The organism is Priestia sp. SB1 (assembly GCF_038898415.1).
This window is the reverse complement of sequence record NZ_JBBJSS010000001.1, coordinates 434,858-452,482: the sequence shown is the minus strand read 5'-3', so window position 1 is coordinate 452,482 and position 17,625 is coordinate 434,858. Positions and strand designations below refer to the sequence as shown.

The window sequence follows — 17,625 nt, the reverse complement described above, 5'->3', positions numbered from 1 at the left end:
GCACAATGAGGTGAAGGAAAGTGAAAGAAAATGTTTTTGTTATAGGCCTAGGATTAATTGGAGGATCTCTTGCACTTAATATAAAAAAGACGCATCATCATCTTGATGTAATAGGTTTTGACATTAATCAAGAGCAGCTGGAGCTCGCTAAAACTCTAGGCGTAATTGACCAAGCGGCTTCTTCTTTGCAACAAGGCGCTGAGCAAGCGGATTATATTGTTATTGCCATTCCAGTCACCCAAGCAGCGGAAGTGCTAAAACAGTTCGAACATTTTACGCTCAAACAGTCTGTCATCGTAACAGACGTAGGAAGTACAAAAGAAGAAGTAGTGAAGACAGCCGAGGCTCTTATTTCTAAAGGCATTGAGTTTATCGGGGGTCATCCAATGGCGGGGTCTCATAAAAGCGGAGTAGCTGCTTCTAAAGCTCATTTATTTGAAAATGCAATGTATGTATTAACACCTTCATCTTCTACTTCTTCGGAGGCTTTAAACAGCTTAAAGGAATTGCTAAGTGGTACAAAAGCTAAAATTATTGTAATGTCACCAAAAGAACATGATAAATTAGCAGGTGTCATTAGCCATTTTCCACATATTATTGCTGCAAGCCTTGTTCATCAAGCAGAATATTACCAACAAGACAATCAGCTAGTTTCGCAGCTTGCGGCTGGAGGGTTTCGTGATATTACACGTATTGCTTCAAGCAGTCCAGCGATGTGGAGAGATATTTTGCTTCATAACCAGGATGCGCTTCTTTCAATGTTTGACCACTGGCTTGAAGAAATGAACGACGTGCGAAATATGATCGAACGAAAAGATGCGAATGATATCTATACATATTTTTCACAAGCGAAACAATTTAGAGATCAGCTTCCTGTACGAACCAAAGGAGCGATTCCATCCTTTTATGATCTCTATGTGGATGTTCCTGACTATCCGGGTATTATCTCAGAAGTAACCGGTTATTTAGCAGAAGATGAAATCAGTATTACAAATATTCGAATTTTAGAAACACGAGAAGATATATACGGAGTATTACGTTTGAGCTTTCAAACAGAGGAAGATAGAAAGCGGGCAAGAGCGTGTCTCTATCAGCATCAATATCAGACGTTTATTTCTTAATGTACGAAAGGTGTGAATGAAATGAGTGGAAAACCATTAAAAACGAATCTTTCATCTCTTCAAGGAGAAATTTCTATTCCCGGGGATAAGTCGATTTCTCACAGAGCTGTGATGTTCGGAGCGATGGCAGAAGGGAAAACTACGATTAATCATTTTTTAGCAGGTGAAGATTGCTTAAGTACCATCTCTTGTTTTGAAAAGATGGGCGTATCGATTAAAAGAGAAGGCGAGTATGTTGAAGTGGAAGGTAAAGGTATCGAAGGATTAAGTGAACCTACTTCCATCTTAGATGTAGGAAATTCAGGAACAACTACTCGTTTAATGCTGGGGATTCTTGCCGGTGTGCCATTTCATACGTCTCTAATTGGAGATGAGTCGATTGCCAAGCGTCCAATGAGCCGTGTTACGGTGCCGCTGCGCTCTATGGGTGCAAAGATTGATGGGCGTGAGCATGGCCAATATACGCCTTTATCTACTAGAGGAGGAGCATTAAAAGCAATTCATTACCATTCTCCTGTAGCAAGTGCACAAGTAAAATCGGCGATTTTACTTGCGGGACTTCATGCCGAAGGCACAACAAAAGTAACCGAGCCTTTTACATCACGCGACCATACCGAGCGTATGCTTCGCGCATTTGGAGTAGACGTAGAGGTAGATGGAACGACTGTAAGTATTGAAGGGGGACAATCCCTGCGCGGAACGGATGTGTACGTCCCTGGAGACATTTCTTCAGCTGCATTCTTTCTTGTTGCAGGAGCCATTGTTCCAAACAGCCGAATCGTTTTGAAAAACGTCGGACTCAATCCTACAAGAACAGGTATTATTGATGTGCTTCAGCAAATGGGTGCACGCCTTACAATTTCCAATGAACGTATTCAAAATGGAGAGCCTATTGGCGATTTGACGATTGAAACGTCTCAGTTGAAAGGGATTGAAATTGGGGGCGATTTAATTCCTCGTTTAATTGATGAAATTCCGGTAATCGCTCTTTTGGCGACTCAGGCAACTGGGAAAACGGTGATTAAAGATGCGGAAGAACTAAAAGTAAAAGAAACGAACCGCATCGATACGGTTGCAACCGAGCTAAGCAAGCTGGGTGCCTCTGTTACGCCAACAGCTGATGGCCTCATCATTGAAGGCAAGACGGCCCTGCGAAGCGGTGAAGTAGACAGCTACGGAGATCATCGAATTGGAATGATGCTTGCGGTCGCAGCAGCCATTGCAACGGGAGAGGTAACGCTAAATAGAAGTGATGCCATTCACGTCTCCTACCCTACTTTTTTTGAAGATCTTGATGAGCTAAGCCAATAAGGAAGAGGCTGGAACAAACGTATTTTGGTTGAAGGGAAATCCGAACGAGGAATTGATATTGTTGATGAAAAATCAAACTCGTTCGGATTTTTTATTGAGATGGTGAACGAAGGTTTCATGTCTCAATCTCGTTTTTACCTAAAAAAATGTAAGCGTATTCAAATTGATTTGTTGAACAAACGCTCAAACTATTTTATCATTGTGTATAGAAGCATGTGTTCTTGCTTCGAGTTTGGAAAAATAGAAAATTAATTCGTTTTATTTTTATATAAAAAGTGAATGTAATAATAAAGGAGAATTGTGTGTGAAAGAACTAGACCGCGCGATAGGTTACGTAGAATCCAATGAAATTGAAAAAGGTCTTGCCCTTATTCATGAATTGAAAGATAAAGCTACAGACGAAGAAAAGTTTTTAATGGCTGAACAGCTGCAGGAGTGGGGACTAGTAAATGATGCGCTGCCTTTAATAGACGAGCTCATCGCTAAATACCCAGAAGAAGGCGAGCTGTATTTATTAAAAGCTGAAATGCTCATTGATTTAGAAGAAGAAGAAGAAGCCATTCATATTTTAAATCAAATTAACAGCGAAGACGATAATTATGTGCCAGCTCTGCTTCTTGTAGCTGACTTATATCAAATGCAAGGCCTTAGTGAAGTAAGTGAGCAAAAGTTAATGGAAGCGAAAAAAATGCTTCCAAATGAGCCGGTTATCGATTTTGGGCTCGGTGAATTTTACAGCAGTCAAGGAATTTATCAAAAGGCAATTCCTTTTTATCAAACGCTGCTAAAAACAGAAAAAGAATTTAACGGTACGGATCTTCGTCAGCGATTAGCTGAAAGTCTAGCAGGTATCGGCCAGTTCGAAGAAGCGCTTCCTTACTTTGATCAAGCGTTAAAAGATAAGCTTGAGATTAACACACTATTTGAATATGCGATTTCAGCGTATCAAGCAGGTCATTATCAGACCGCTATTGAAAAGTTTACAGAACTAAAAGAGTTAGACCGTGAGTACCATTCTCTTTATTTATATTTAGCAAAGTCATATGAACATGAAGAGATGCTAGAAGAGGCTGCGGTGGCTGTCAACGAAGGTATTGCGCAGGATGAATTTCAAAAAGAACTTTACTTTTTTAAAGGTAAAATAGCATTAAAGCGCGGTCTAGAAGAAGAGGCTGAATCGGCGTTTCAACAAGCGATTGCACTAGATCCAGGGTACATTGAAGCTATTTTAACTCTCTCTAAACTTTATATGAGTCAAGAGAGATATGAAGATGTAGTAGAGAATATCGAGCATGCCAAAGAATATAATGAGCATGATCCTCATTTTGAATGGGATTTAGCAAAAGCTTATCAGGAATTAGAAAATTATGAAGAAGCGCTAAAATACTACGAATCTGCATATACTGTTTTTAAAGAAGAGTATGCGTTTTTAGAAGAGTATGGCTATTTCTTATTAGAAGAAGGACAGCGCTCGAAAGCGAAGGGGATTTTCCAAGCTTTATTAGCCATGGATCCAACAGTAGATGAAATTCAAGACATATTATTTCAATTAGAAGAATAAATAATAGTTCAGAGGATTTTATTGCTGCCGTGTGGAATAAATAACTGTAAAAGGTGTTTTAACTGAGAGTTTAAACACAGAGGAGGGAAGTGAGAATATGACGACCCCTGTTACTGTCAACGAGAAAAAAGAATTTGTTCGCTGGTTTTTAACGAATTATCAGCTGAAGCGCAGAGAATGTGTATGGATTTTAAATTATTTGATGAGCCATGATCAATTGATGAAACGAGTTCACTTCGTTGAGCAAGCACAGTTTTGTCCTCGCGGGATGGTGATGTCTACGCACTGTGTGGAAGACCCTCCATTTCGTTTTTATAAAGAAAATATCATGACAACCGATGCAGAAAAATCATTTCATGATATTCGTTTGAATCGAGAAGAAGACATTTATATTCAATTAAACTTCCGATCGTTGTATTCATCGCCTCAATATGTGGCTGTACTGGAAGACAATCCTTATATGCCAAAAGCTAATCAAACAAATGAAAAAGATAGAGTATTAGCTGAGCAAATATTGGAAGAATCTATTCAGAAATTTCAACGATCAAAAATCATGGAACTAATTGATAAAGCATTAGATGAAAATGATAAAGAGGAATTTCAGCGCTTAAGCGAATATTTAAATAACCATTATGTACAGTAGATAAACGAGAGATTGGCTAGCTTCTTAGAAAAAGGTCAATCTCTTTTTTTATCTCCTTATTCAGTTTGAAAAATAAATAAGACAAGCCTTAGCAAGCTTGCTGAGAGGAGAAGAAAGTTGAAGCTGCAGGCGAAGGAAATGGATGTGTATTTACAATCCAAAAGTTATGTTGATACTGTATTGGTTCCACTCATTCCTATTGATTTCGGAGAAGATTTAAAGCTTACTGCATCTATGAGTGAATATACGACTGCTCTTACTGAAGAGTTAGAGAGACAATTTAAAGGAAGAGTGATTTTAACACCTAGTTTTACATACTTAAAAAAAGATGGAGTAGCTGCTGTTTATGAAACATTACTTCGTTGGAATGAGCATATAAATGACAATGAAGTCAAACATCTTTTTGTGCTTACTAGCGACCGAGATTGGCTGCAGTATGAGAAAGAAATAGGGGCTCACTGCATTTGGATACCTGCTTTACCGCTTGAGCATATAGACGACTCGCATAAGTATACGCTCATACATGAACAAGTCCAACAGCTCCTGCCGATTTTTGTAGAGAAATGGAGTGTTTAAAAAGGCTGTAGAATAAGCAATGGAAGCGCAAACAAAATAATGACGAAAAATTTAGAAAAATAAAGATTATTTCCATGTTTTAGGTTTTTATTGTATTGACCTTCCAGAAATATTAATATATCATGATTATGTCCTAGTTTAATAGAATGGTCCATCATGTGTCCAAAATTCTCTGGACTGAACTTTTTTAAAGGGGGGAAAAGCATGGGTGATCGGGTATCAAGACGACAGTTTTTAAACTATACGCTCACTGGTGTAGGGGGATTTATGGCTGCTGGAATGTTAATGCCAATGGTGCGCTTTGCAGTAGATCCAATTTTGGAAAAAGAAGCGGGTCAGGATTTAGTAGCTGTAGCGCAGGTTAAAGACATTACAAAAGAGCCGAAACGTGTCGATTTTAAAATCAAGCAAGTGGATGCGTGGCATAAATCAGAAGAACCAAGATCGGCTTGGGTGTACAAAACTGATAAAGGTGAAATCGTCGCGCTGTCACCAATTTGTAAGCATTTAGGCTGTACGGTTAACTGGGCTGGTGACAAAAACTATCCACATCGTTTCTACTGCCCTTGTCATGGGGGAATGTATGAAAAAAGCGGTAAAAATGTACCGGGGACACCACCGATGGGACCGTTAGATGTATACGTTCAAAAGGTAAAAGGCGGTACGTTATATCTAGGAAAAGCCAAACCACAAGGAGGGGCATAGAAAATGTTGAATAAAATCTATGACTGGGTGGATGAACGGCTAGATATTACTCCTTTATGGCGAGATGTGGCCGATCATGAAGTGCCAGAACACGTAAATCCTGCACATCACTTTTCAGCATTTGTGTATTGTTTTGGTGGATTGACGTTTTTTGTTACCGTTATTCAAATTTTATCAGGCATGTTTTTGACCATGTATTATGTACCAGATATAAAAAATGCATGGGAATCCGTTTATTATCTGCAAAATGAAGTCGCTTTCGGACAAATTGTTCGAGGTATGCATCACTGGGGAGCAAGTTTGGTTATCGTCATGATGTTTTTACATACACTTCGTGTTTTCTTCCAAGGAGCATACAAAAAACCCCGCGAGTTAAACTGGATTGTGGGTGTGTTAATTTTCTTTGTTATGTTAGGTTTAGGTTTTACAGGTTATTTGTTGCCGTGGGATATGAAAGCGCTATTTGCAACGAAAGTAGGTTTGCAAATTGCTGAATCCACACCAATTATAGGCCAGCAAGTGAAGACATTACTCTCAGGACATCCAGACATCGTTGGTGCTCAAACACTAACTCGCTTTTTCGCCATTCACGTATTCTTTTTACCCGGAGCCCTGCTTGGCTTAATGGGTGCCCACTTCTTAATGATTCGTAAACAAGGAATTTCAGGACCACTATAAAAGTTTATACGCTTTATTCAATTAGTCAATCACACTAGTCATCATATGCATCAAGCACATACTCCGTTGTTAGTACTTTCACTAGAACAGTGAGAAAAAGGAGGGAGAACATGCATCGTGGTAAAGGGATGAAGTTTGTTGGAGATTCACGTGTTCCTGCAGAACGAAAACCCAATATTCCAAAAGATTACTCTGAATTTCCAGGGAAAACAGAAGCATTCTGGCCAAACTTTTTACTAAAAGAATGGATGGTAGGAGCAGTTTTTTTAATTGGTTATTTATGTTTAACCATCGCTCATCCATCTCCGCTTGAACGTATTGCCGATCCGACTGATACGGGGTACTTGCCTCTTCCCGACTGGTATTTTTTGTTCCTATATCAATTGCTTAAATATTCATTTGCTTCTGGTCCATATAATATTATAGGTGCATTTATTATTCCTGGGATTGCATTTGGCGCATTAATGCTTGCTCCTTTCATTGATCGGGGACCAGAAAGAAGACCGGCTAAGAGACCGTTTGCGACAGGATTCATGCTTCTGGCTATAGCAGCAGTCTTTTTCCTAACGTGGCAGTCAGCGACACAGGTAGATTGGAAAGCACGTGAAGAGCAAGGGAAAATTAGAGAAGAAGTAGCGATTGACAAAAATTCAGAAGGCTACAAAATTATGCAAAAGCAAACGTGCTTGACCTGTCATGGTGATAATTTACAGGGAGGCCCTGCGGCTCCGGCTTTAACAGGAATTGATTTATCTCCTGAAGAAATCGCCAATATCGCAAAAAATGGTAAAGGCAATATGCCAAAAGGTGTTTTCAAAGGTTCAGATAAAGAATTGAAAACGCTCTCGGAATTTGTCGGAAACTTAGGAAAAAAATAATGAAAACCAGCCAAAAGGCTGGTTTTTTTTGAATTTATTTAATGTTGTGGTTTATATCAATGAGATAGGTGCTTGCTATTGTCCAAAAACTGTACATAATAAAGAAGAGATTAAATGTAAAGGAGACTTTCTGAATGGCTTGGTTATGGTATACCTTAAAAGATAAGCGTTTTTTAACGCTTTTGCTGATTGTAAATATACTAGGAACAATCTACGGATATATTTGGTATGGGAGTCAATTAGCGGAAACACCTAAGAAGTTTTTATTATTTGTACCTGATAGTCCAACGGCAAGCTTGTTTTTTGTTATCGTACTTATCGGTCTTTTACTCGGAAAACATTTTTCACTATTTGAAGCTTTAGCCATGGTCACGCTGTTTAAATACGGGATTTGGGCCGTTATAATGAATGTATTGGTCTATGTGTTAACAGGATACATTGATTGGATGATGCTTATGTTAATGGCTTCTCATGCAGCAATGGCTTTTCAAGGGCTTTTATACGTACCGTTTTACCGGATTAAGTTATGGCATGTAGCGGTTGCCGCTGTATGGGCCGTACATAATGATATCATTGATTACGTTTTTTCTATGATGCCAAGATACAGCATGCTCAATGCGTATATGTCTGAAATTGGTTATTTTACATTTTGGCTAAGCATTTTATCTATTTTCATTACATACTGGTTCACAGTTCGTGCTTCTTCAAAAAAACAGCTATAAAAAATTTTTGAAATAGGCGCACGAAACGAGCTCTCTTTTTCTAAGATATAGTAGGCTATATTTAAGTATGAGGTGAGTTACTGTGAAGGAAACCAAACGAGAGCTTCATCCGTCCGTTGTGGAATTTAAACAATTTGTAAAATCACATCCCAAATTAGTAGAACAGGTTCGAAAGCAGCAAAAAACGTGGAAAGAGCTTTATGAAGATTGGTATTTATTCGGTGCAGAAGACCCAATGTGGGAGGCATATCGTTCAGAAGAAAGTGAAAAGGCTGAACCAGCTGCTACCACAGAGGAGAAAAAAGATATTATGGGTACAATCGTATCCTCGCTGAAAAACATGGACTTGAATCAAATGCAAAATCATATCACAAATGTAAATTCCGCTATTTCGAATATTCAACAAGTACTGCAGCAATTTCAGCCATCTAAGCCATCCGGTGGAGGAGCAGCTTCCGGGCCAGGGAATCCATTTGGCTTTAGGAAAGATTAAACGCAATGAGAAAAGATATATACGAGTATATGCAGTCTCGTCCTAAACTCAACGACTTCGTTCGTGAACAGCCAATGTGGTACCGGCGTTTATCTAGGAACCCTGAAGAACTGGAGAAATTTGAATTAGAATCCAAACACTACTACAAACAAACCATTCCTCATAAAGTTGAAAAGTTTTCGAATTCGATTCAAATGGCAAACATGATGTTTCATATGTTTCAATCCATGAAAAATCAATGATCTCTGCATACATAGCGATGCAGAGATTTTTGCACGTCATGAGTAAAAATAAAGAGTTTGTAAACACTATGGAGAAACGAATGATAAAGGAATGGTATTATGCGCTTACTATTAACGACGGCCTTATGTGTAGTTTCTCTGCTAGGATGCAACCATGATAAACCAAAACCTGAGACTAAAACTTCCTCTCAACCGCGGGCAGCTGAAACGTTTGGTGCAATGAATACAAAACCTTCACTGATGGTACACCAGCATGTGAAAGGACAGAACGTATACGTCGAATGTATTCTAAGCGGGTTTTCATTTTCAACAGAGAGTGGATTCCTTCAAATCACAGTAGATGGAAAACCATTTAAAGAAATGAAGCAAGCAGCCTTTGTTTTAAGTGATCTTCCAAAAGGATCTCATACTGTTACGATTGAACTGATGAAATCTAAAGAAGAAAGTTATCAAGTGAGGAATACCTTTACGGTTGAAATTATATAGTTAAAAAGTAGAACTTGTAGTAAATCAGTGTAAGCTGTTTTAGCAAGTTCTTTTTCTTTAGATCCAAAACGTGATAAGATAAAAACGGAGGTGCACAGCCATGCTGACAACAATGAGAACTGTTGAATTACTCGACGAGTCTGATCACGTAGCGAACATGGTGTTACAATCAGACGTAGCCGAGAACTATCGTCAATGTTTATATAGATTAAATAAAGATTCACATGCACAGGCATTAATTGCTCAATTTGTGAAAATAAAGGAACAGTATGAGGATGTTCAGCGATTTGGAAAATATCATCCTGACTATAAAACCATTACGAGACAAGTACGTGATGTAAAGCGTCAAGTTGATTTACATGCGACAATCGCTGCGTTCAAAAAAGCAGAAAATGAATTGCAAAAACTGCTTGATGAAATTAGCGTTATCCTTGGTCAAGCTGTTTCAGAGCATGTTAAAGTACCGACGGGAAATCCGTTTTTTGATACGGGAAGCAGCTGCGGCGGTGGCTGCGGATCTGGTGGAAGCTGCGGGTGCAGCGCATAAGCCGTTCACTGTATAAATCGAACGCAATCAGCACAGGAATTTCCGCAGCAGGCCATTTTACGCTGTGGAACGTAAAACCTGTGCTGATAGACATAAGTAAGATGCTGACTTCTGACAAAACTTGAGCGCCACGTAGCATTTGTATTGGATGTAGCAAAAATAGATGAAGCTTCTAGAAGCTCATCTATTTTTCTACGCTCAATTGATGTGTTTATATACAAAAAGGGTATATTTGTGATTTTTTTGAAAATGACTTGTTCAATAGCTCTGTGCTCGTTAAAATGAGTAAGAAAGAGCATCCAGATATCATCTAAATTCATACATAAAGCACCTACTTCATATAAAAGAATTTATGATAAAGAAAACCAATATAACGTATGCAAAAGGGGAACTAAATATGTTTGTTGAACGTCAAGGAATTGTGGCGTATGTGCATTCTGTTAAGCAAGCAAAAGCATTGCGAAAGTACGGAAATGTACATTACGTATCTAAAGAATTAAAGTATGTTGTCTTATATTGCAACCAAGATGGCATTGAAAAAACAATCCATAAACTTCAGTCTCTACCTTTTGTGAAGAAAGTAGATCCTTCTTATCGGCCGTTTTTAAAAACAGAATTCGAAAATTCAAAGCCGGATAAAGCGAAGGAATATGACTATAAGATAGGAATTTAAACAAAAAAGGAATGTAATGTACATTCCTTTTTTTATTTTACTTGGCCTTAGCAAACGAATAGGCAGGGATGAGGTTATTGCATTGGCGGAATAAAGCGGTTCATTCGCAAAATGCCAATAAGGTGCTGATAGTATAGTGCTGTTTCTGGAAAGGTAGTAGATGGTTTGACATCGAGTACCACAATTTCTTTTCCCGCTTCCTCAGCTGCTCGTTTAAATAACTCAACGCGCTTGCTGTCGTTTTGTTTTAAAACAATTCCTTCTCGGCAAACGTAAAGCGGTTGGAAATTCCCTTCAGCTGTTGGATGCAAGACAGCGACAAAAGAAGCTACTTGTCGATCTTTTTTTACTGTTCGCAGCATAATAAGATGGGCAAGACGATGTTTGTTGCTTTTGACAATCTCTAACAGCTCATAAATATCTGAATACCCTTCTCCGAGCTCAATAAAACGCTGAATCATATGTATTTCCCCCTCTATGTATTAAAAAAGCAAACTCACGTAGTTTAATGTATCACTGAATATTTTAGGAGTAAATAAAAAAATCCCTACAACTACTCATTGTAGGGCCCTTCAATAAAGGGGTGTAATCACCTCTGCGATTACAAGCACCTTGATGAAGGCAAAGGGAGAGGAGAAACCGGAGGAAGAACTTATGGGGAAACGTAAGTCTTCTCCGCGGTTGGCAACAACATCGGTTAGATGATGTTGTTACTAGTCAGTATGTCCGTTTTAAACGTTCATATACCTGTCTCGTGAAATTCACTTTTTAAAATATAAAAGACTGATAACATGACAGAGAAAAAGGGTAAATTTACGTTTATGATGACATATTAAAGTAAAGGAAATCTTTTATGAACGAAATGCCGAATGATCTGCATAGGTGTATCTAAGGAGACGGTCGTAAAAGTCCAGCATAAAAGCAAGCTGCTGGGTTATTGCACAGAATGCATACAGCATTGAATAAATTGAGGATTTTTGCTAGTCTTTGTAATTCAAAATATGTTAGGATAATGAAGAATAAGGAAGTAAAAGTAAGGTAGTGATAAGGATGAGAGTAGTAGCAGGTTTATATAAAGGCCATGCGTTAAAGGCGGTTCCAGGATACTCAACCCGCCCTACAACAGATAAGGTGAAAGAAGCTATTTTTAATATGATTGGACCGTTTTTTGAAGGTGGAACAGCTCTTGATTTGTTCGGTGGAAGCGGTGGCTTGGGAATTGAAGCTCTAAGTCGAGGAATAGATAAAGTCATTTTTGTGGATCGGGATGGCAAAGCGATTCAGACGATTAAAGCAAACTTAGCATCCTGTCGGTTAGAAGACCGCGCTGAAGTGTATCGAAATGATGCAGAGCGTGCACTGAAAGCGATAAAGAAAAGGGAGCTGACTGTCGATTTACTTTTGCTTGACCCACCGTATAAAGCACAAAAGTTGAAAGCGCTTATCGAAACGGTAAGTGAAGAAAACCTTCTGGCAAAAACAGGAATTATTGTAGCGGAGCATTCTCATGATGTACATTTAGATAATGAGATTGGTTTATTTGAAAAAATAAAAAGCGAAACGTACGGTATCATTGGTGTTTCTATTTATACATACAAGAAAGAAGAATCAGTTGAATAAATCAATGAGCTGTTAGATGTAGAAAGGGGATACGTATGGGCAGTATAGCTGTTTGTCCAGGAAGCTTTGATCCAGTTACGAATGGACATTTTGATATTATTAAACGAGGCGCAAATGTATTTGATACGATTTATGTGGTTGTTTTAAATAACTCCTCAAAAAGTCCTCTATTTACAGGGGAAGAGCGAGTAGCTTTGCTGAAAGAAGTAACAAAATCACTTCCTAATGTGGTAGTAGAGTCGTACAGCGGATTATTAATGGAGTATGCAAAAGAAAAGCAGGCAAAGACCATTTTAAGAGGTTTGCGTGCAGTATCAGATTTTGAGTACGAGATGCAAATCACATCTGTAAATCGCGTATTAGATAAAGAAATCGAAACGTTATTTATGATGACAAATAATCAATACTCGTTTTTAAGTTCTAGTATTGTAAAAGAGGTAGCTAAATATGGCGGGAATATTTCTGAATTAGTTCCTCCCCCTGTTAGAGAAGCGCTTGCAGAAAAATTTGAACAGCTGTCTCAAAAATAAGATAAAAAAGAACGTGACGTTTTCTTTGCCGATAAGAAAACGTCACGTTCTTTTTTTACTAGGAACGATGAAGAAACGCTCGTTTTGAATATAGATAAATATAGCAGCACAGCGTAAAAATCGTTAGGAGGGGGCCGTACACGTTTAGCCACTGCGATAGAATCGTAACGGACTCCAAGTGAGAAAAAACCGGCAGTGCTCCTTCAGATGCTTGAAAAGTAGTAATGGATTCCCGAAGAGGACCCCATAGAAAGATAGTGAATACTACCGCAAAACAGCCGTGAAAAATTCGGGCAATAAAAAACGGGAAAAATCGAATATCTGTTTCGGCGAGTATGCTAGCTACTTGTGCTTGAACAGAGAAACCGCTAAAGCCTAATACAAAGCTAACGATGATAATTTGATGAAACAGCAGCGTGTCCGGTGCTTCGCTTGCTAGGCGGCTTCCTAACGTAATTTCAAAAAGCCCCGAAATAAAGGGAAGGCTCAGCTCAGTCCCTATATGACAAAGGGAAAATAAATAAGCTAGACCGCTGCTTAAAACGGCCGTGATATGAGTCACATATAAAAGTTTGTTTAATACAGAAAATAAAATGATAAAACCGCCAATCATTAAGAGAGATTGAACTGCAGAAGTAACCGCATCTCCTAAAAGCTTCCCGATAGGACGCTTATCTTTTAATCGCGTTTTATGCATTTCGTGAAAAGCTAACGATAAAGAAGGTTTTTGAATTACTTGTCCTTTAGGTTTTGCTGATCCATAAAACCGCATCACCAGTCCTACACAAATATTCCCTATGTAATGAGAGAGAGCTAATATGATACCGACAGCTGGATTGTGAAAAAAGCCAACTGCCACAGCTCCAAAAATAAAAATAGGGTTAGATGAGTTAGTAAATGATACGAGTCTTTCAGCTTCAATAGCTGTTAGCTGTTTTTCTTGGCGCAGCCGGGAAGTGATTTTTGCACCTGAAGGAAATCCAGAAGCCATGCCCATTGCTAAAGCAAAACCCCCTACTCCAGGTACTCGGAATAAAGGCCTCATAAACGGCTCTAATAAGATCCCAATGAACTTCACTACGCCAAACCCAATAAGCATTTCTGAAACAATAAAAAAGGGCAGCAGAGAAGGAAAGACGACCTTCCACCATGTGTTGAGACCTCTTACTGAACCTTCTAGCGCTTCTTTTGGATATACAATAAGCGCAATAGCGAGAAGTGTTACGCTCGTCCCGAGCAGAAGTGTTTTCACCATCGATTTATTCAACGAACGATTCATCTCCTTTTCTAAGCTCACGTCATTTTGATAGGAATGAAATGAGGAGTTTTAGGCAAATGTACAAGTTCTTCTATATATCAATATACGAAGCTATGCATCGACTTTATGCCTATGTGTAAGGAGAAAATAAATTCATACTGAATAAAAAGGCGTCTTGTCACATTTGGAAATACAATTCATATACATAAATCAATGCACTTCTAGAATAGTCAAGGAGTAAAAAAACGTATACGCAGCAAGAGAAGAGTAAGAATTTCTTAAAACAACCTTCAGTATAGTATAATGCTTAATAACCACCGTTGATTGAGCAAAACATATCTTTAGCTTCATACAAAATGAACAAATAGAAAATGAAGAATAGTCCTATTGAAGACAGGGCAACAATGATAGAGAAGCTCATCAAAAGTTTTTACATTTTTAGAAGTCTATAAGGTAAAACGAGGGGGCAGGTAAAGTGGAAAGCCCAAAAATAGGAGTTGCGTTAGGCTCAGGTGGAGCTAGAGGTTTTGCACATTTAGGAGTAATCAAAGCGCTAACAGAAAATAACATTCCTATTGATTTTCTAGCTGGCAGCAGCATGGGAGCTTTAGTTGGTGCACTATATGCGTCAGGTATTGAACTGGCAACTCTTTATAAAATGGCGCTAACGTTCAAACGAAAGTATTATTTGGATTTTACCGTGCCAAAAATGGGATTTATTACGGGCAACAGAGTAAAGTCGTTGGTTCGCACTTTTACGCAAAATAGAAACATTGAACAGTTATCTATACCGTTTGCCATTGTAGCGACAGATTTGAAAACAGGAGAGAAAGTGGTGTTTAAAAAAGGACCTATCGCTGAAGCGGTGAGAGCAAGTATTTCAATTCCAGGAATTTTTGCTCCCGAAGTAATTGATGGGCGATTGCTTGTAGACGGCGGGGTAGTGGACCGTATTCCTGTATCGGTTGTAAAAGAGATGGGATCTGATATTGTCATTGGAGTCGATGTATCAAAAGCGAAAGTGAATGCAGAAATCAGCTCCATTTTTGATGTCATTATGCAAAGTTTAGATATTTTGCAAGATGAGCTAGTAGCTCACCGAACTATTGCTTCAGACGTTATGATTCGTCCTAATCTCGATACTTTTAGTTCCAGAGCATTTACAAACATTCAAGAAATGATGTCAATTGGTGAACAAGCAGCACATGAGCAGTTGCCTTCTATTCTACAAGCAATTGATCATTGGAAGGAGAACAAAAAAAGTGAAATCTAGAATTAGAATTTTGGTATATTTGGCTGTTATTGCAGTGGTGGCAATGCTTTGTTTTTATCCATTACCGTACTACATTACAAAGCCTGGAATGGCAGAAGAACTTGCGCCTATTATTAAGGTAGAAGATGGATACCATGAAAAAGGGACGTTTATGCTTACAACTGTAAGAATGGGCAGAGCAACTCCTCTTTCATATGGTCTTGCGAAAATACAGGACTTTCATGAAATTTTCCCTACAAAGCAAATTTTGCAGCAGGGTGAAAGCGATGAAGATTACTCGACAAGGCAATTACATATGATGGATACGTCAAAAAATGCCGCTATTTCAGTAGCATATGAAGCAGCTGGAAAGAGCGTTTCCTACCACAATAAAGGCGTATATGTTACATATGTTGTAGAAAATATGCCTGCACATGGAAAACTTCATGTTGGAGATGTCGTGACAAAAGTAGATGAGAAAAAAATTCAAACTGCTGAGGACTTAATCAACTACGTATCGACTAAAAAAGCAGGAGATTCAGTATCAATTTATGTGAAAAGAGATGGCAAAGAAAGCAAACATACTCTAAAAGTTAAAGCATTTCCTGATGAGCCGAAACGAGTAGGCCTAGGAATTGCCTTAGAAACGAACCAAGAATTAAAAGTCAAGCCCGATATACATATTGATACTGAAAAAATAGGAGGGCCTTCAGCGGGACTGATGTTCTCACTTGAAATCTATAATCAGCTTGTTAAAGAGGACATGACAAAAGGCCACCGCGTTGCAGGTACAGGGACTATCAATGATAAAGGAGAGGTAGGACCAATCGGAGGTATTTCACAAAAGATTGTAGCCGCAGATAAAGAAGGAGCAGAGATTTTCTTTGCACCAAATGAAAAAGGGGCTGCTGGCTCTAACTACCGAGAAGCAGTGAAGACAGCCAAAAAAATAAACAGTGATATGAAAATTGTACCCGTAGATTCATTTTCGGATGCCGTAACCTATTTAGAAAAGCTGAAACCATAAAAAAATCGTCTCTTGCAGACGATTTTTTTATGGCCAAATGATAGGAGGCTGCGTATATTCTTGTTTCATAAACTGAGAGCGCAGAGGCTCCTGAAACGGCGTACTATAAACATGTGTCGCTTTAATATCGGTATCAATTTCTTTTAGTTTACATTGCGATACAGTGGATACAATAGGAAGGGACAGCTTTTTCTTAATTGTTTTTAAATAGGCTTGTCCGGTCTTTGACATTCCCAATAAGCGAATATAAGGATCAGCTTGTTGCATCTCACTTTTTGTTGTATTGGTTAAAAGGTGAACGCACATGCGCTGTAAACGGGTTCTCGTATATCGCTTCGTTTTAACATTTGTTAAAAAATCTTCAAATGAAGTAGATGAAGAAATATAAGATAGCAGTCGATGTTCAATACCTTCTTCTATTTCATAAATACGCTGTAAGTCATAAAGTGGAGTAGTTAATAATTTGTATTTCAAAAATGGGAAATAGTGCTCCCAATGATGAAACTGTCCGTGTGCTTGTTTGTAAGCTGCTAATTCGTTTGCTGTACTAACTGGCATATGCTTGCCCAGGTCCCCATTGCTGCTGCTGTCAAAAATAGCTTTACGTATGCTTGTAGCGCTTGAAATAAAAGAGGAAGACAGGGAATCATCGTGATAATGTGATTGAATTCGAGTGATTGTATATGGTTTAATAGATGCATGCTGTTTTTTTATGGCAGCTACATAGCTCATTCCAAGCACATTATTTGGCTGAGATAGATCAATAGGAGCCTCCGTGAAAAGCTGTAAGAAAGCATTGGAAGCTGATTTTGGATAACTGTTTCCTTTTTTCATCTCTTGTTGAATTAAGGCAGATAGTTCTGATTCATGAGCTTCGAGCAAATCAGCGGTGCGGGTAAATGAGTCAATATTGCCATTTTCGCTGCCAAAGCATACAAAGTCAGCGTGAAGGGATTCCAAAATAGAAATAGCGCCGCTTGCGAATGTTTCAGCTTTTTGAGTAGAAAAAGCATAGGGTAATTCAACGACTAAGTCTGCACCAGCGGCTAAAGCCATTCTTGTGCGGGACCATTTCGATACAAGAGCAGGCTCTCCGCGCTGCAAAAAGTGCCCGCTCATCACAGCAATCACACAATCTGCTCCGGTTTGTTGTTTGGCTTGCTGCAAATGATAAGCGTGTCCGTTATGAAAAGGATTATATTCGACAATTATTCCAACTGCTTGCATAATGTCTCCTTTTAATTTATTATTTTTAGTCTAGCTCTTTGTTTTAAAAACGTTTTTTTATGAAAGTAAGAAATT

The 17,625-nt window shown here is 38.6% G+C and carries 22 protein-coding genes; 18 read left to right on the top strand and 4 right to left on the bottom strand.

Annotated features, from left to right (window positions below; translation table 11 throughout):
• The first annotated feature begins 20 nt into the window (after nucleotides 1–20).
• The 13 genes from WKH56_RS02285 to WKH56_RS02225 all read left to right on the top strand — a co-directional run bounded on the left by WKH56_RS02285 (nucleotide 21) and on the right by WKH56_RS02225 (nucleotide 9,963).
• Complete coding sequence (locus tag WKH56_RS02285; protein WP_310884086.1) at nucleotides 21–1,121, top strand: prephenate dehydrogenase; 1,101 nt, start codon at nucleotides 21–23, stop codon at nucleotides 1,119–1,121.
• 21 nt (nucleotides 1,122–1,142) lie between these two features.
• On the top strand, nucleotides 1,143–2,432 hold the full coding sequence (gene aroA, locus WKH56_RS02280) for a 3-phosphoshikimate 1-carboxyvinyltransferase (RefSeq protein WP_047749880.1): 1,290 nt from the start codon (nucleotides 1,143–1,145) through the stop codon (nucleotides 2,430–2,432).
• Between the two features lie 298 nt (nucleotides 2,433–2,730).
• Nucleotides 2,731–3,993, top strand: coding sequence for a tetratricopeptide repeat protein (locus tag WKH56_RS02275; protein ID WP_285851863.1), 1,263 nt, complete (start codon nucleotides 2,731–2,733; stop codon nucleotides 3,991–3,993).
• A gap of 97 nt (nucleotides 3,994–4,090) precedes the next feature.
• The gene (locus WKH56_RS02270; protein WP_013058996.1) at nucleotides 4,091–4,636 is read left to right on the top strand and encodes a ReoY family proteolytic degradation factor; all 546 of its coding nucleotides are present in this window, start codon (nucleotides 4,091–4,093) and stop codon (nucleotides 4,634–4,636) included.
• Between the two features lie 117 nt (nucleotides 4,637–4,753).
• Complete coding sequence (locus WKH56_RS02265) at nucleotides 4,754–5,212, top strand: YpiF family protein (protein WP_028411494.1); 459 nt, start codon at nucleotides 4,754–4,756, stop codon at nucleotides 5,210–5,212.
• A gap of 204 nt (nucleotides 5,213–5,416) precedes the next feature.
• Complete coding sequence (locus WKH56_RS02260; protein WP_013058993.1) at nucleotides 5,417–5,917, top strand: QcrA and Rieske domain-containing protein; 501 nt, start codon at nucleotides 5,417–5,419, stop codon at nucleotides 5,915–5,917.
• A 3-nt stretch (nucleotides 5,918–5,920) separates the two neighbouring features.
• A complete protein-coding gene (gene qcrB / locus WKH56_RS02255) occupies nucleotides 5,921–6,595 on the top strand; it encodes a menaquinol-cytochrome c reductase cytochrome b subunit (protein ID WP_013058992.1) in 675 nt (224 codons plus the stop codon).
• Between the two features lie 110 nt (nucleotides 6,596–6,705).
• The gene (locus WKH56_RS02250) at nucleotides 6,706–7,473 is read left to right on the top strand and encodes a menaquinol-cytochrome c reductase cytochrome b/c subunit (RefSeq protein ID WP_034270862.1); all 768 of its coding nucleotides are present in this window, start codon (nucleotides 6,706–6,708) and stop codon (nucleotides 7,471–7,473) included.
• Between the two features lie 134 nt (nucleotides 7,474–7,607).
• Nucleotides 7,608–8,195 carry a lipoprotein heptaprenylglyceryl N-acetyltransferase LhaT gene (gene lhaT / locus WKH56_RS02245; protein ID WP_028411492.1) on the top strand — a complete coding sequence of 196 codons (588 nt, stop codon included), beginning with the start codon at nucleotides 7,608–7,610 and terminating at the stop codon, nucleotides 8,193–8,195.
• Nucleotides 8,196–8,277: 82 nt separating this feature from the next.
• Entirely contained in the window at nucleotides 8,278–8,688 is a 411-nt protein-coding gene (ylbD, locus tag WKH56_RS02240) for a YlbD family protein (protein ID WP_034270859.1), read from the top strand.
• A gap of 5 nt (nucleotides 8,689–8,693) precedes the next feature.
• Nucleotides 8,694–8,930, top strand: coding sequence for a YlbE-like family protein (locus WKH56_RS02235; RefSeq protein WP_013058988.1), 237 nt, complete (start codon nucleotides 8,694–8,696; stop codon nucleotides 8,928–8,930).
• A 99-nt stretch (nucleotides 8,931–9,029) separates the two neighbouring features.
• Nucleotides 9,030–9,416 carry a carbohydrate-binding protein gene (locus WKH56_RS02230; RefSeq protein ID WP_033579756.1) on the top strand — a complete coding sequence of 129 codons (387 nt, stop codon included), beginning with the start codon at nucleotides 9,030–9,032 and terminating at the stop codon, nucleotides 9,414–9,416.
• A gap of 100 nt (nucleotides 9,417–9,516) precedes the next feature.
• Complete coding sequence (locus WKH56_RS02225) at nucleotides 9,517–9,963, top strand: YlbF/YmcA family competence regulator (protein ID WP_028411490.1); 447 nt, start codon at nucleotides 9,517–9,519, stop codon at nucleotides 9,961–9,963.
• 5 nt (nucleotides 9,964–9,968) lie between these two features.
• On the opposite strand, the gene WKH56_RS02220 is transcribed toward WKH56_RS02225, so the two are convergent.
• A complete protein-coding gene (locus tag WKH56_RS02220) occupies nucleotides 9,969–10,283 on the bottom strand; it encodes a hypothetical protein (protein WP_033579757.1) in 315 nt (104 codons plus the stop codon).
• Nucleotides 10,284–10,360: 77 nt separating this feature from the next.
• Between WKH56_RS02220 and WKH56_RS02215 the strand changes: the two genes are divergently transcribed.
• Complete coding sequence (locus WKH56_RS02215) at nucleotides 10,361–10,636, top strand: YlbG family protein (protein WP_013058985.1); 276 nt, start codon at nucleotides 10,361–10,363, stop codon at nucleotides 10,634–10,636.
• A gap of 74 nt (nucleotides 10,637–10,710) precedes the next feature.
• Here WKH56_RS02215 and WKH56_RS02210 read toward each other — a convergent pair whose 3' ends face one another.
• Entirely contained in the window at nucleotides 10,711–11,097 is a 387-nt protein-coding gene (locus WKH56_RS02210) for a DUF7147 family protein (protein ID WP_034270854.1), read from the bottom strand.
• A gap of 589 nt (nucleotides 11,098–11,686) precedes the next feature.
• On the opposite strand from WKH56_RS02210, the gene rsmD reads away from it, so the two are divergent.
• Nucleotides 11,687–12,256, top strand: coding sequence for a 16S rRNA (guanine(966)-N(2))-methyltransferase RsmD (rsmD, locus tag WKH56_RS02205; protein WP_013084870.1), 570 nt, complete (start codon nucleotides 11,687–11,689; stop codon nucleotides 12,254–12,256).
• A 35-nt stretch (nucleotides 12,257–12,291) separates the two neighbouring features.
• Nucleotides 12,292–12,786 (top strand): pantetheine-phosphate adenylyltransferase, encoded by a 495-nt coding sequence (gene coaD / locus WKH56_RS02200; protein WP_013058982.1) that lies wholly within the window; start codon nucleotides 12,292–12,294, stop codon nucleotides 12,784–12,786.
• 58 nt (nucleotides 12,787–12,844) lie between these two features.
• Here coaD and ylbJ read toward each other — a convergent pair whose 3' ends face one another.
• Entirely contained in the window at nucleotides 12,845–14,053 is a 1,209-nt protein-coding gene (gene ylbJ, locus WKH56_RS02195; protein ID WP_033579758.1) for a sporulation integral membrane protein YlbJ, read from the bottom strand.
• Between the two features lie 466 nt (nucleotides 14,054–14,519).
• Between ylbJ and WKH56_RS02190 the strand changes: the two genes are divergently transcribed.
• Together WKH56_RS02190 and WKH56_RS02185 are read left to right on the top strand one after the other, a co-directional pair.
• A complete protein-coding gene (locus WKH56_RS02190) occupies nucleotides 14,520–15,317 on the top strand; it encodes a patatin-like phospholipase family protein (RefSeq protein ID WP_028411486.1) in 798 nt (265 codons plus the stop codon).
• Entirely contained in the window at nucleotides 15,307–16,323 is a 1,017-nt protein-coding gene (locus WKH56_RS02185; protein WP_028411485.1) for a SepM family pheromone-processing serine protease, read from the top strand. The genes WKH56_RS02190 and WKH56_RS02185 overlap by 11 nt, the downstream gene beginning before the upstream one ends.
• A 27-nt stretch (nucleotides 16,324–16,350) precedes the next feature.
• Here the strand turns inward: WKH56_RS02185 and WKH56_RS02180 are convergent, their stop codons facing one another.
• Entirely contained in the window at nucleotides 16,351–17,550 is a 1,200-nt protein-coding gene (locus WKH56_RS02180) for a nucleotidyltransferase (protein WP_221817794.1), read from the bottom strand.
• Nucleotides 17,551–17,625 lie beyond the last annotated feature (75 nt).